Origin of the sequence: Streptomyces olivoverticillatus (genome assembly GCF_014203555.1) — a bacterium.
GTDB lineage: Bacteria > Actinomycetota > Actinomycetes > Streptomycetales > Streptomycetaceae > Streptomyces > Streptomyces olivoverticillatus.
This window is the reverse complement of the sequence record NZ_JACHJH010000003.1, coordinates 301,236-314,092: the sequence shown is the minus strand read 5'-3', so window position 1 is coordinate 314,092 and position 12,857 is coordinate 301,236. Positions and strand designations below refer to the sequence as shown.

The window sequence follows — 12,857 nt, the reverse complement described above, 5'->3', positions numbered from 1 at the left end:
GCGGCCTCAGGTCTTGGTCTTGGTCTTGGTCTTGGTCTTCGGAGGGTCGCTCGGGGGGGCGCTCGGGGGGTCTTTCGGGGGGTCGCTCGGGGGGTCTTTCGGCGGATCTTCCGGGCGGTCTTCCGAGTGCCGCGAGGGGCAGGGCAGCCACTTGGTCTGGTGGTCCAGGCGCAGCGATCCGTCGGCCTTGAAGAGCGGTGTGTGCGTGATGAGGTCGATGTTCTCGACGCGGCTCCTGCGGCCGGGGGTGTCCCTCCAGTACGTCATCTGCAGGTATCCGGCGCTCCTGCGGAACCAGGGAGCGGTCTGCAGGTAGACCCGCTTCCCGGCGGGGACGTCGATCTTGAAGTTGTCCTCCTCCCCCACGGTGTCGCTCCAGGTGGTGCTCTCGTCGCGGGTTCTGGTGCCGCTGAGGGCGATGCTCACCCCATTCGCGATGCTCGCGGTGATCAGGTCCGTGACCGACCTGCCGTGCGATTCCGCGCTCGACTTGGTGGACGCCCCCAGGGTCTTGAGCTCCAGGCCCCATTTCGGCCCGTCACAGGCGCCGAAGGTGTCCGATGTGCTCTTGTCGTGCAGGTTCACGTACGACGAGCGGTGCTCGATGACGAACCGGCAGGTGGCGTACCTGTCGTAGCCGAGCCGGCCGTTCTCGGCGAGGACCCATTCCCTGTTGGTCAGGCCGAGGCTCGGATTGTCGTGGCCGCCCTCCACGCCTACGCAGTCGGGAATGCCGGGCCGCCAGGCCTCGGCGGCGTGTGCGGCGGGGGCGAAGAACGAGCCCGAGAGGGTGACCGCGGCGGCACCCGGGGCGAGCACATACTGTCGGACCAGACGACGCACGGAATGCATGGCGGACCCTTTCACCGGCAGACGCCCCGAGGGGCACAACGGGTTACTTGGGTCAACGACGATATTCGCACAAGGGAATGCGTACTCACCCGGATAGCGGTCCGCCCCGCCCCCGTCGCTGCGGACGGGGGCGGGGCGGGTGATACGGCCGTGCGGGTGGCGTCAGCCGGCCTTCGGCGGCTCCGGGGTGGCGTGCGCGGCGCACGTCACGTCCGAGCCGTCGGTCTTGCCGGTGAGCAGGTAGGCGTCGACCTTCTCGTTGATGCAGGGGTTGACCAGACCGGTGACGCCGTGGGAACCGGCGCCCTGCTCGGTGATCAGCTCCGAGCCGCGGAAGCGCTTGTGCAGCTCGACGGCGCCCGCGTAGGGGGTCGCGGCGTCACGGGTGGACTGCACGATGAGGGTCTTGGGCAGACCCTTGTGCGTGGTGACCTCGACGGGCGTCTGCTGCGGGGCCTTCCAGGTGGCGCAGGGCAGGTTCATCCAGGCGTTGGACCACGTCATGAACGGGGCCTGCTTGTCGATGCGGGTGTTGTCCCGGTCCCACTTCGCCCAGCTGGTGGGCCACTTGGCGTCGGCGCACTCGACCGCGGTGTAGACGGCGTTGCCGTTCTCCGAGGCGATGTTGCCGGCCTTGTCGGCCATGTTCGGGCCGGCGGCCTCGACCAGCGGCTTCTCGTCACCGGCGAGGTACTTGCTCCAGGTGTCGGCGACCGGGACCCAGGAGGAGTCGTAGTACGCGGCCTTCTGGAACCAGCCGATCAGCTCGGCCGGGCCGACGAGCCCGCCGATGGGCTTCCGCTTGGCGGAGGCGCGGAGCTTCTCCCAGCCCTGCTGGACCTTGGCCTGGGTGGTGCCGAGGTGGAACACCGAGTCGTGCTTGGCGACCCAGCTCTCCCAGTCCTTGAAGCGGCCCTCGAAGGCGATGTCCTGCTCGAGGTTGGCCTGGTACCAGATGTTGGACTGCGCCGGGTTGACGACGCTGTCCACGATCAGGCGGCGGACGTGGGTCGGGAAGAGGGTGCCGTAGACGGCGCCGATGTAGGTGCCGTAGGAGACGCCCAGGTAGTTGAGCTTCTTCTCACCGAGGGCGGCACGGATGACGTCGATGTCCCGGACGGTGTTGGGCGTCGTCATGTACGGCAGGAGGTAGCCGCTGCGCTCGGCGCAGCCGTCGGCGTACTCCTTGGCGAGCTTGCGCTGGGCGCGCTTGTCGGCCTCGCTGCCCGGCACCGGGTCGGCCTTGGGGGCCTTGACGAACTCCTGCGGGTCGATGCAGGAGATGGGGGCGGAGTGGCCCACACCGCGCGGGTCGAAGCCGACGAAGTCGTACGCCTTGGACGTCTTGGTCCACAGCGGGCTCTTGGTCGTGATCCGCTTCGGGAACCTCATGCCGGAGCCGCCGGGGCCGCCGGGGTTGTAGACGAGCGCACCCTGGCGCTCGGCCGCGGTGCCGGTGGAGCGCGCCCGGTCCACGGCAATCTTGATCTTGCGGCCGTTGGGCTTGGCGTAGTCGACCGGAACCGTGACGTAGCCGCACTCGATCGGCTTCTCCAGGGCCCAGTCGGCGGGACAGTCCTGCCACTTGATGCCCGCCTTGGCGGCCCGGTCGGCGGCGATCTGCGCCCCCTTCGCCTCGGCGGCGCCGCCCGGCACCCGCTGCGCGGCGTCGGCCACCGGCGCGGCCAGGAACCCGGCGACGAGCGCGCCCGTCACCACGGTGCCGGCCGCACCGAATATCGCTGTAGGTCTCACGTGGGAATCCCCCTGCTGCATGTGCCGCCTCAACGGCGGTGATCACGTGGTCTGCGGGGAATCCTTTCGTCTCCCTTGCCACAAAGGACAGGGTGTAAGGGCGTTCTTTACTAATCCGTAAAGATGACGACACGCGCATAGGTACGAGTACCGTCGTTTGCCTCAACTGCCGCTAAACCGGCTGCAATACGGCATTCAGCCGGGACGCCGCCGAATCCAGGAGCTTTCGCAGGGCCAGCGCGTCCGGTGCCACCGCGCTCACCACTGCTGCGGGGCCGGCGAGGGGGGCGACGGCGGCCGTCGGGCCCAGCAACCGGGGCTCGGCGGGACGGGCGGCGAAGGCAGGGTCGACGACGAGCAGTTGGCCGACCGCGCGGTGGCCGCCCAGCACCGCTCCCCCGTCCCAGCCCGGCACCCGCGGACCGAACGCCAGCTCCTGGTCGAAGAGGAGACGGCCGGCGCGGCGCACGGTCAGGCGGGTGGTGAGGCGCCCGGTGGGCTCGCCCGCGCGGCCCAGCACCTGCTCCTCGCGCAGGACGAGGCGGGCGCTCGCGGCGAGGTCGACCCGGACGGTCTGGGCCAGGTCGCTGCCGCGGGCCGAGATCAGCGGCTCGGGCAGCCAGTGCAGGGTGGCGTCCTCGCCGACGGCCAGCCGTACGTCGTAGGCGGCGGGCGCTCCCGTGCGGCCCGGCAGGGCGAGGGTCGCGGCGGTGGTGGTGAAGCGCAGGGCGGCGGTGTCCTCCACGACCGCGGTGAGGGCGAGCCGGTCGCCGCCGAGCGGGGCGCTCATCGCGCCGACCAGGCAGACGTGCGCCGCTCCGGCGTGGGAGCGCAGGCGGCGCAGGGCGAAGGGGCCGTCGCCTTCGAGGACGGGCAGGACAGTGCGGCCGCCCGCGCCGGGGGCGGCGACGATCCGCGCGGCGGCGTGCAGGCCGGCGGGGGCGGGCAGGTCGAGGAGGGTGGTCATGCGGCGGGGGTGGTCCACGCGGCGAGCTGCCCGCGCACCCAGTCGCGCACCGGTGCCACGCCGTCCTCGGCGGTGAGGGAGGTGAAGGCCACAGGCAGGTCGCCGCGCTGGGCCTCGGCGTCGCGGGCCATGCCCTCAAGGTCGGCGCCGACATAGGGGGCAAGGTCGGTCTTGTTGACGACCAGCAGGTCGGCGGTGGTGACGCCGGGTCCGCCCTTGCGCGGGATGTCGTCGCCGCCCGCGACGTCGATCACGAATATCTGCGCGTCGACGAGGCCCTTGGAGAAGGTGGCGGTGAGGTTGTCGCCGCCGGATTCGACGAGGATGAGGTCGAGCGGGCCGACGCTCGAGGAAGAAAACACAGCCTCCAGGTCCTCGACGGCTTCGAGGTTGGCGGAGATGTCGTCGCGGATGGCCGTGTGCGGGCAGGCGCCGGTCTCCACGGCGGTGATCCGCTCGGGCGGCAACACGGCGTTGCGCAGCAGGAATTCGGCGTCCTCGCGGGTGTAGATGTCGTTGGTGATGACGGCGATGGACAGCTCTTCGCGCAGCGACCGGCACAGGGCGGCGACGGTCGCGGTCTTCCCCGACCCGACGGGCCCGCCGAGCCCGATCCGCAGGGCCCGCCGCCGTCCGTCGGGGCGCAGGGGGGATGCGGCACTGTAGGTGTGCCGATGGGGGTAGACGTCGGGGTGGTCGAGGTGCATGGTCCCTCCGGGGGTCGGGGCTTACGAGGCGAAGAGCCGCACCGGCCACGCCGCGTGCTGTTCCGCCGTGATGTCGAGCAGCGGTGCCGAGCACGCGGGGAGGGCGTCGGGGCCCTCGTGCACGGCCCGCCGTGCGGCCTCGGCCGCCCGCTCGGCGACGTGGTCGAGCTCGGGCGCGAGGCGGGCCAGCACCGCGGTGGCGTCGAACGGGTCGAGGCCCAGCAGCCGTACCACCGCGGTGGCCGGGCCGCTCACGGCCTCGTAGGCGGCCGCGTGCGCGGCGTCGAGCGGGCCGAGCCCGGCGGCACGCGCGGTCAGTCCGAGGACGACGGGCTGGTGCGCGCCGCGCGGCCGGGCGGCGGCGAGCGCGTCGAGTTCGGGTGAGGGCCAGGCGGCGCGGGCGGCCCGGGTCATCTGGCGGCCGAGCCGCCGGGCCGTGGCCCGCAGTGCGGGCGAGGGGGTACGGGCGTCGGCGGCGTCGTCGAGGGCGAGCGGGTCGACCCCGGCGGCCGCCGCGGCCGCGAGCGCGGCGGCGCTCAGCCCGGCGGTGTGCAGCCGCCCCCGGCAGAAGTCCTCCAGGGACGCCGCGTCCGTCACCCGCCCGGCCTTGACGGCCGCCTCGGCCCCGCCGGAGTGCGCGTGCCCTCCGGCGGGGAACCGGCCGTCGGCGAGGACGAGGAGCGCTGCGTGTCCGGCGCCCATCAGAAGAGGAAGTAGCGCTGGGCCATGGGCAGTTCCACGGCGGGCTGCGGCTCGATCGTCTCCCCGTCCACGGTCACCGTGAACGTGTCCGGGTCCACCTCCACGCGCGGACGGGCGTCGTTGTTGCGCATGTCGGCCTTGGTGACCGAGCGGGTGGAGCGGATCAGGGTGAAGCGCTTGCCGAGGCCGAGGCGCTCGGGCAGTCCGTCGTCCATGGCCCACTGGGTGACGAAGTTGAGGGAGTTGGCGGCGGGTGCGCGGCCGATCGCGCCGAACATGGGGCGGGGCAGGACGGGTTGCGGGGTGGGGATGGAGGCGTTGGCGTCGCCCATCTGCGCGTAGGCGATCTGGCCGCCCTTGATGACCAGCTGCGGCCGGACACCGAAGAAGGCCGGTTCCCACAGCACGAGGTCGGCGAGCTTGCCGGTCTCGACGGAGCCGATCTCGTGGTCCAGACCCTGGGCCACGGCCGGGTTGATGGTGTATTTCGCGACGTACCGGCGGGCCCGGAGGTTGTCGGCCGGGCCGTCGCCCGGCAGGGCGCCGCGGCGCTTCTTCATCACGTGCGCGGTCTGCCAGGTGCGCAGGACCACCTCGCCGATGCGGCCCATGGCCTGGGAGTCGGAGGAGATGATGGAGATCGCGCCGAGGTCGTGCAGGACGTCCTCGGCCGCGATGGTGCCGGGCCTGATGCGGGACTCGGCGAAGGCGAGGTCCTCGGGGACGCCCGGGTTGAGGTGGTGGCAGACCATCAGCATGTCGAGGTGTTCCTCGACGGTGTTGACGGTGTGCGGCCGGGTGGGGTTGGTGGAGCTGGGCAGGACGTTGGCTTCGGAGACGACGGTGATGATGTCGGGCGCATGGCCGCCGCCCGCACCCTCGGTGTGGTAGGCGTGGATCGAGCGTCCGGCGATGGCGGCGAGGGTGTCGGCGACGAAGCCCGCCTCGTTGAGGGTGTCGGTGTGGATGGCGAGCTGGGCGCCGCTCTCCTCGCAGACGGCGAGGCAGGCGTCGATCGCCGCGGGGGTGGCCCCCCAGTCCTCGTGGATCTTGAAGCCGACGGCGCCCGCGCGCAGCTGGGCGCGCATGGAGTCGTACGAGGTGGTGTTGCCCTTGCCGAGCAGGCCGATGTTGAGGGGGTACACCTCCATCGCCTCGAACATCCGGGCGAGGTGCCAGGAGCCGGGGGTGATGGTGGTGGCCTTGCTGCCCTCGGCGGGGCCGGTGCCGCCGCCGAGCAGGGTGGTGATGCCGGAGGCGAGGGCCTCGTCGGCGGCCTGGGGGCAGATGAAGTGGACGTGGGCGTCGATGGCACCGGCGGTGAGGATCTTGCCGTTGCCCGCGATGACCTCGGTCTCCGGGCCGATGACGAGGTCGGGGTGGACCCCGTCCATGGTGTCCGGGTTGCCCGCCTTGCCGATGCCGGTGATCCGGCCGTCGCGCAGGCCGACGTCGGCCTTGACGATGCCCCAGTGGTCGAGGACGACGGCGCCGGTGATGACGGTGTCGGGGGCGCCCTCGGCGCGGGTGGCGCGGGACTGGCCCATGGATTCGCGGATGACTTTGCCGCCGCCGAAGACCGCCTCGTCCCCGGCGTGTCCGGGGCCGCCGCAGCGGTCCTCCTCGATCTCGACGACGAGGTCGGTGTCGGCGAGCCGGATCCGGTCACCGGCGGTCGGGCCGTAGAGGTCGGCGTAGGCGGCCCGGCTGAGCTCAGACATCGAGCGGGCCCCCGCACTCGCCGCGCAGGCCCTCGACGATGCGCTTGCCGCCGATCGGCACGAGGTCGACCTCGACGGGGATGCCCGGCTCGAAGCGCACGGCCGTGCCGGCGGCGATGTCCAGGCGCTTGCCGTGCGCGGCGCCGCGGTCGAAGTCCAGGCCGGGGTTGGCCTCGGCGAAGTGGTAGTGGGATCCGACCTGAACGGGCCGGTCTGCGGCGTTGAGGACGGTCATCCGGGTGCGGTGCAGGCCCTCATTGAGCCGTACCGGCTCCGGCGCATGCAGTATCTCTCCGGGAATCATCGGCGTATCCCTCGTCAGACGATGGGCTCGTGGACGGTGACGAGCTTGGTCCCGTCCGGGAAGGTGGCCTCGACCTGGACGTCGTGGATCATCTCGGGGATGCCCTCCATGACCTCGTCACGGGTGAGCACCTTGCGGCCGGAGGACATCAGCTCGGCCACGGTGCGGCCGTCGCGGGCGCCTTCGAGGATGTGGGTGGTGATCAAGGCCACCGCTTCGGGGTGGTTGAGGAGCACCCCCCGGGCCCGGCGCTTCTCGGCGACGTCGGCGGCCACGTGAAGGAGCAGACGTTCCTGCTCATGCGGGGTCAGTTGCATGCGTCCCACCTCACTGTCGTCCCTTGCAGCCTGAACGCAGCGGGAACCTAACCAGAGTTCAACACAGGGTTGACCTGGGGTTCTTCACCGGGTGGCCAGTGATTGCAGATTAGAGCGCAACCTTTTCCAACGCGTTAACTGACTCTTTGCGCTGTCATAGCCAGAGCTCCCGGGGCGGGACGGAGCGGCCGGCGACGGAGCGGCCGGCAGGGCGCGCGGCCGCCCGCCGGGCGTCAGGGGCGCGACGGCCGTCCGGGGTCTCGGTGCTCGGCCGCGATGCCGAAGCGGCGGTGTTCGCCAGGCGCGGACGAGGACATCGGGCGCACCGCGGACACCGTGGTGATCACCGGCTCGTCCGCCGCCTCCTCGCCCGCCGCACTCTCCTCCAGTCGCTGCAGGTCGGCGGCGGACACCAGGGCGACCAGCGGCTTCCCGTGGCGGGTGACGACCACCCGCTCCCCGCCATAGACGACGCGGTTGATCAGGTCCGCCAGCTCGGCCCGGGCTTGCGTCACAGGAATCTCGTAGGTCATGCTCCCTAGCCTAGGCAATGTCCACCTGGTCCGCCGTGGTCCGTGGCGACAGCGAAGGTCCAGGTCAGAGGTTCTTGCGTGCGCTTGTGCGCTCTCGTTTGTGAGAGATGTGTGAGACGAGGTGAGACGACCCGCTACCCGCAGCGGAGCAGCTGCAGCACACGGCGACCGCGCCGGCCCGCACGGTCGGCGCCGACCAGACACTCATCGTCCCCGACACCGCGAACACCGCCCGGCTGTGGCTGCACGCCTCCGACGACCTGGCCGGGCTGACCGACCGGGTGCGGACGGCATCCTGGTGAAGATCCCCGCGGACGTCGACACGGCACGCCTGCCGTCGCTGCTCGCACTGAGGAACGTTCACCTCACCGGCTACCACGCCGCCCACATGGGCTGGGTCGAGCCCGGCAAGACCGTCACCATGATCGGCGACCCGCCGCGGGGCCGGGGTCGTCGCCGGGCGGGTGCCGGGTAGGCCCTTCGCGGCCGTGGTGTCGGCGAATACGAAGACGAGCGGCGGCAGGCTCTCCCTCCACCCGGGCCGCCACCACCAGTGATCCGCCATACGCTGCGCTCGCCGAGTGCTCATGGCCCGGAATCCTGGCACCCCGGGAGGGGCCTGACGAGAGGGCCAGGCGCTGATGCGCCGGGAGCGCGCACCATGCGTCGATCTCACCCCGCAGGGCGGCGGCTGACGCGGCGGAGGCGAAGCGGGAGCGGCGCAGCACCTCGGCGAAGTCGCGCAGCCCTGGGGTGGCGGGCGGCGAAGTCGCCGGAGTGAAAGGCGCTGGAGGAGTTCCTGCTGTCCGGCTTGCGCATATGCTGACCGGCGAGCGGACCAGTGGTCTGGACGGCCTGCTGGCCGTGGACCCGAAGCTGCGGTCGTCGCGCACTTGCACTGGCTGGTGACCGGACTGGTTCGGGCGTTACCGGCGAGCGTGAAGAGCGAGGTGGGTAGGCTGCGGTTCCTGCTCGGGCTGGACGCCGACACCCTCGACCTGTCCGTCCTGCCGAGCGAGCGAACCGGCGCCACCCGATCCTGCTGACGCTGCTCACCAGTCCGCCGCTGATGTCCTGGACTCGGTGGCCCGGCTCTTCGACCAGACTCTCTCCGGCTCGGGGTCTCGCACCCGCACGAAGCTGAACGAGCATCTCGCCGAGCGCGCGAAGGCGTCGGAGGACCGGCTCGCGCTGCTGATGGGCTTCGAGCGCGAGCTCGCCCAGCTCGACGACACCGGCCGCTGCTCCCCTGCGCGCCGTCACACCCGGCGACGCCGACGCGTGACCGTGCCCGACAGCACCTCGGCAGAGCGCTCACTGGGGCAGGGGGCTGGGGCCTGACGCGGGGTGAGTAGGAGGTCTTCTGGGCTTGATTCGGTTTGACGGACATCCGAGATCAGGGGCTCTGGCCCCGGAAGGATGTCCACCATGGAGAGCATGGGGAAGAAGAAGCCGCGTCCTCGCCGCTCGTTCACGCCGGAGTTCAAGGCCGAGATCGTCGAGCTCTGCCAGCGGGGTGAACGCTCGATCGGCCAGGTCGCCAAGGACTTCGACCTGACGGAGACCGCCGTGCGGTTCTGGGTCCAGCAGGCCGAGACCGATGCCGGCGAGCGGGACGGGCTGACCAGTGCCGAGAAGGAGGAACTGGCCCGGCTGCGGCGGGAGAACCGCAGGCTTCGGGAGGACGTGGAGATCCTCAAGCGTGCGACGGCTTTCTTCGCTGTGGAGACCCGGTGAACGTGCACCCGTTCATCGAGGCGGAGAAGCAGGCGGGTCACAGCGTCCAACGCGCCTGTGAGCTGCTCAAGGTCTCCCGAGCCGCCTTCTATGCCCGCCGCACCGGCACGCCCGGGCCCCGTGCGGTCCGCGACGCGGAACTGACCGAGCGGATCACGGAAGTCCACGCGGCATCACGTGGCACCTACGGAGCCCCGCGCGTCCACGCCGCCCTCCAGCACGAGGGCACCGTCTGCGGCCGCCGCCGCGTCGCCCGGCTCATAAGGTCTGCCGGCCTGGCCGGCCGACACCTCAGGCGGTACCACCGCACCACGGTTCCCGACCCGCAGGCAGCTGCCCGGCCTGACCTTGTGGGTCGTGACTTCCGGCCCTGCCCCGCCCTCGACACGCGGTGGTGCGGCGACATCACTTACATCGCGACCGAGGAGGGCTGGCTCTACCTGGCCACGGTCATCGACATCGCCTCCCGGCGCGTCGTCGGCTGGGCCACCGCCGATCACCTGCGCACCGAACTGGTCACCGACGCACTGCGCACGGCCTGCACCCAGCGTCGCCCGGCATCCGCAGTGGTCTTCCATTCTGACCGCGGCTGCCAGTACACCAGCCGTGAATTCGCCTCACTGGCCCACGAGTTCGACATCCGGCTGTCGGTCGGCCGCACCGGGCAATGCTGGGACAACGCCCTTGCCGAGTCGTTCTTCGCCACCCTGAAGAGCGAACTTCCCTGCGACCGGCCCTGGCCCAGCCGGGCAGCTGCGCGCGCCGCGATCTTCGAGTGGATCGAAAGCTGGTACAACCTCCGCAGAATGCACAGCAGTCTCGGCTACCGCAGTCCCGCCGCCTACGAGGCCGCCCTCGCGGCCTGACCACCACACCGATGGTGTCCGCCAAAGCGGAACAAGCTCACCAGGGGCGACCTTGGAGGAACCCCGCCTTGGCCGCCACTTCATCAAGTGCTGCCGCAGTCTCCGATAGCCACGCTCGCGAGGGGGGACGAGATCCAGATGCGGCTCCCAGGAGCAAGGGCGTCGAGGCGATCGTGTGGTCATGCTCGGTGGGGGACAGAATGCACCTCGTTGCCTCGGGGATGAGGCAGGCATCCATGGGTATGGTGCAAGTCGTCATGAGGGGCGCCCGGGACACCGCGATCGCCCTGGGCGCAGAACCCTCTCACCAGGAGGAGATGGCCAGCGACGATGACGCCGGCCACGCGTTCGCGAAGGTCTGCAAGCCGGTCGCGGCGACCACACTCGATCAGATCAGTGGCAGTGAGCCCCCCGCCCAAGGACAGGTCAGGGGGCTCACAGTGCCCAACAACTCTCAGAGAACCTGACTCAGTCAGTCGGTTGGGTGGCGGGCCAGAACTGGATGAGCCAGTGCTCGACAGGGTCCCCGGGGGAAATGTCCAGTTCTTCGTCATCGAAGTCGTCGATGAACTCGTCGGGCTCGTCGTCCTCTTCGATTGCGATTTCATCGCGTCGCAGGAGGATCCTCATGTCGTACAGCCCGGCTGGCAGAGGAAGTGCTCCATGGCTCTGGCCGAACATGCTCAGCACTTGCACGGGGGCCTTGACTGTGACACGAGAGATTATCTGGGAGTAGTCCCAGTTTCCGGGGGGCAAGCCGTGCGGGTTTCCAGAGATATGCTCCAGGCGCACCTCTGGATACAAGGTGGGATCGTAGCTGTTAAGCCGCAACCCATCCCCGTGGCCTTCCACATGCTTATCGTTTTCAGGGCGCTGGCGGAACCAGATAGGCCCAACCTCGATCGTGCCGTGGTAGAGAATGGGGCGAAATTCAGCTGAGGCTAGAACTTGCATGCTACTCAAACACACTCCTAGAGATAGGAATCTAATTTTCAGCGCAAATCGGCAGATGGCGCTTCGGGCTCGACTCAGCCGATGGCTAGAATGCCATTAAAGCCATTACCGACTTCCTTACTCCGACTGATCCACGGGAAGTCACCCTGAGGGTTTTTGTCGACTTTTGGATCATCCATGATGAAATTAAGCTTCCCTCTGCCCATCATTCCGATTCCCCACATATCCATCCTGCCGTTACCGTCGCTGTCGTGGGCGGAAGTAATGAAGGGCAAATTGACTCCGTCATAGAGCCTTGTCGTGGCCCTATCTCCGCTTTGCTCGCGGATCATCGGGGTTCGCTGAGAAAGGTCATGATTGAGTGGGCCAGGGTAGAAGTACGACATTCCGTCGTTCCGGTTCCGTGCTCCCAGATCTGAGTAGCCGTCTCCATCGACGTCGTCGAGGGCGATGAGGTCGAACTTATCCCAGCCCGCTCCGCCGATTTGGATAGGCGATTTCAGGCCCGGCTTGTTGTCGGGGTCGCCGGGGTAGAGCCAGAGCTTGTTGTTGGAGATGGCTATCACGTCTGGATAGTCGTCTCCAGTGGCATCATCGACAGTGATTATTTTGGTGATGGAGGGGTCCCAGCCGGCGCCGTTCCCCTTGAAGACCTGCGGCGCACCTACCGTGCCGTCGCCGTTGCCAGGGTATAGGCGGAGTTCGCTTCCGACGCGTGCCACTACGTCTTGATTGCCGTCGCCATTGAAGTCTCCGCCGTGGGTGATCGCCGCGTGGGCCCACCCTCCGTTGCCGATTTGCTTCGGATCTGCGAGTGATCCGTCACCCCGCCCTGCGTAAAAGCGGAGCTTTCCCGTGCCGTCACTGTCGATTGCGATGAGGTCTGCATTGCCGTCACCGTTCAAGTCGCCCATGGGCTCATGGTTCTTCCGCGACGGGACAGGCGGAGCCGGAAGCGCCATATCAGTGCCGTCTTCCTTGACGACCTTGACGTAGAAAGCATCATGGTCGAGGATTCGATTGTCGCGATAGAACTCTTCGAGGTCGCTACCGCCCTTTCGATTATCCGCGCTTGGGATGGTCCTCACAGAAAAGTGAGACCCAGCTTTGGGGTTTTGGTCGGCAGTCCAGGATCCCTCATAAGTGGACGCGAATGGGTATTCGTCACACTCCTGTCCGCCGTTTTGGGAAGAGTAGCCTTTGCCGTACCACTTCCCGCATGCAGCGACACTCTTAGCTCGATTATATTCGTTCTCTTTCTTCCCGTATAGACGATTCAGAGGCCTCCTTGATTCAATACTCCCGGGAATGTCCTTTACCTTTGCCGGCGGGAGTGTAAGGTCTGGGTAGTACTGTGCTTCCCAAATGTGTTTCGCTGATTCCTTGGTCTCTGGCGTCGATTTGAACGTGAAGATCGATGCCACCTGATCAAATACACATCC

Annotated in this window: 15 protein-coding genes; 4 read left to right on the top strand and 11 right to left on the bottom strand. The window is 68.9% G+C overall.

Features of this window, described 5'->3' with window-relative positions; all coding sequences use genetic code 11:
• Nucleotides 1-6: 6 nt before the first annotated feature.
• The 9 genes from FHS39_RS11935 to FHS39_RS11895 form a co-directional block, all read right to left on the bottom strand.
• Nucleotides 7-852 carry a hypothetical protein gene (locus tag FHS39_RS11935; RefSeq protein ID WP_184349242.1) on the bottom strand — a complete coding sequence of 282 codons (846 nt, stop codon included), beginning with the start codon at nt 850-852 and terminating at the stop codon, nt 7-9.
• Nucleotides 853-1,014: 162 nt separating this feature from the next.
• On the bottom strand, nt 1,015-2,607 hold the full coding sequence (locus FHS39_RS11930; RefSeq protein ID WP_343069526.1) for an alpha/beta hydrolase: 1,593 nt from the start codon (nt 2,605-2,607) through the stop codon (nt 1,015-1,017).
• Between the two features lie 172 nt (nt 2,608-2,779).
• The gene (locus FHS39_RS11925) at nt 2,780-3,574 is read right to left on the bottom strand and encodes an urease accessory protein UreD (protein ID WP_184349240.1); all 795 of its coding nucleotides are present in this window, start codon (nt 3,572-3,574) and stop codon (nt 2,780-2,782) included.
• Entirely contained in the window at nt 3,571-4,281 is a 711-nt protein-coding gene (gene ureG, locus FHS39_RS11920; protein WP_184349239.1) for an urease accessory protein UreG, read from the bottom strand. Before ureG ends, FHS39_RS11925 begins: the two co-directional genes overlap by 4 nt.
• Nucleotides 4,282-4,302: 21 nt before the next feature.
• The gene (locus FHS39_RS11915) at nt 4,303-4,983 is read right to left on the bottom strand and encodes an urease accessory protein UreF (protein ID WP_184349238.1); all 681 of its coding nucleotides are present in this window, start codon (nt 4,981-4,983) and stop codon (nt 4,303-4,305) included.
• Nucleotides 4,983-6,704, bottom strand: a complete 1,722-nt coding sequence (locus FHS39_RS11910; RefSeq protein WP_184349237.1) for an urease subunit alpha — start codon at nt 6,702-6,704, stop codon at nt 4,983-4,985. The genes FHS39_RS11915 and FHS39_RS11910 overlap by 1 nt, the downstream gene beginning before the upstream one ends.
• Nucleotides 6,697-7,008, bottom strand: a complete 312-nt coding sequence (locus FHS39_RS11905) for an urease subunit beta (RefSeq protein WP_184349236.1) — start codon at nt 7,006-7,008, stop codon at nt 6,697-6,699. The genes FHS39_RS11910 and FHS39_RS11905 overlap by 8 nt, the downstream gene beginning before the upstream one ends.
• A 14-nt stretch (nt 7,009-7,022) precedes the next feature.
• Nucleotides 7,023-7,325: an urease subunit gamma gene (locus FHS39_RS11900; protein WP_184349235.1), complete on the bottom strand. Its 303-nt coding sequence runs from the start codon at nt 7,323-7,325 to the stop codon at nt 7,023-7,025.
• A 233-nt stretch (nt 7,326-7,558) separates the two neighbouring features.
• Entirely contained in the window at nt 7,559-7,858 is a 300-nt protein-coding gene (locus FHS39_RS11895; RefSeq protein WP_184349234.1) for a type II toxin-antitoxin system Phd/YefM family antitoxin, read from the bottom strand.
• Between the two features lie 298 nt (nt 7,859-8,156).
• On the opposite strand from FHS39_RS11895, the gene FHS39_RS11890 reads away from it, so the two are divergent.
• The 4 genes from FHS39_RS11890 (at nt 8,157) to FHS39_RS11875 (ending at nt 10,461) form a co-directional block, all read left to right on the top strand.
• Entirely contained in the window at nt 8,157-8,333 is a 177-nt protein-coding gene (locus FHS39_RS11890; RefSeq protein WP_221462685.1) for a hypothetical protein, read from the top strand.
• A gap of 608 nt (nt 8,334-8,941) precedes the next feature.
• Nucleotides 8,942-9,199: a hypothetical protein gene (locus tag FHS39_RS11885; protein WP_184349233.1), complete on the top strand. Its 258-nt coding sequence runs from the start codon at nt 8,942-8,944 to the stop codon at nt 9,197-9,199.
• 87 nt (nt 9,200-9,286) lie between these two features.
• Nucleotides 9,287-9,595 (top strand): transposase, encoded by a 309-nt coding sequence (locus tag FHS39_RS11880; RefSeq protein ID WP_184349232.1) that lies wholly within the window; start codon nt 9,287-9,289, stop codon nt 9,593-9,595.
• On the top strand, nt 9,592-10,461 hold the full coding sequence (locus tag FHS39_RS11875; RefSeq protein WP_184349231.1) for an IS3 family transposase: 870 nt from the start codon (nt 9,592-9,594) through the stop codon (nt 10,459-10,461). The genes FHS39_RS11880 and FHS39_RS11875 overlap by 4 nt, the downstream gene beginning before the upstream one ends.
• A 468-nt stretch (nt 10,462-10,929) precedes the next feature.
• Here the strand turns inward: FHS39_RS11875 and FHS39_RS11870 are convergent, their stop codons facing one another.
• On the bottom strand, nt 10,930-11,424 hold the full coding sequence (locus FHS39_RS11870; RefSeq protein ID WP_184349230.1) for a hypothetical protein: 495 nt from the start codon (nt 11,422-11,424) through the stop codon (nt 10,930-10,932).
• Nucleotides 11,425-11,489: 65 nt separating this feature from the next.
• Complete coding sequence (locus FHS39_RS11865; protein WP_184349229.1) at nt 11,490-12,839, bottom strand: FG-GAP-like repeat-containing protein; 1,350 nt, start codon at nt 12,837-12,839, stop codon at nt 11,490-11,492.
• Nucleotides 12,840-12,857 lie beyond the last annotated feature (18 nt).

Coding starts and splice junctions, on each gene's coding strand:
- FHS39_RS11935 (WP_184349242.1), bottom strand. CDS start 852: ATGCATTCCGTGCGTCGTCTGGTCCGACAGTATGTGCTCGCCCCGGGT.
- FHS39_RS11925 (WP_184349240.1), bottom strand. CDS start 3,574: ATGACCACCCTCCTCGACCTGCCCGCCCCCGCCGGCCTGCACGCCGCC.
- ureG (WP_184349239.1), bottom strand. CDS start 4,281: ATGCACCTCGACCACCCCGACGTCTACCCCCATCGGCACACCTACAGT.
- FHS39_RS11915 (WP_184349238.1), bottom strand. CDS start 4,983: ATGGGCGCCGGACACGCAGCGCTCCTCGTCCTCGCCGACGGCCGGTTC.
- FHS39_RS11910 (WP_184349237.1), bottom strand. CDS start 6,704: ATGTCTGAGCTCAGCCGGGCCGCCTACGCCGACCTCTACGGCCCGACC.
- FHS39_RS11905 (WP_184349236.1), bottom strand. CDS start 7,008: ATGATTCCCGGAGAGATACTGCATGCGCCGGAGCCGGTACGGCTCAAT.
- FHS39_RS11900 (WP_184349235.1), bottom strand. CDS start 7,325: ATGCAACTGACCCCGCATGAGCAGGAACGTCTGCTCCTTCACGTGGCC.
- FHS39_RS11895 (WP_184349234.1), bottom strand. CDS start 7,858: ATGACCTACGAGATTCCTGTGACGCAAGCCCGGGCCGAGCTGGCGGAC.
- FHS39_RS11880 (WP_184349232.1), top strand. CDS start 9,287: ATGGAGAGCATGGGGAAGAAGAAGCCGCGTCCTCGCCGCTCGTTCACG.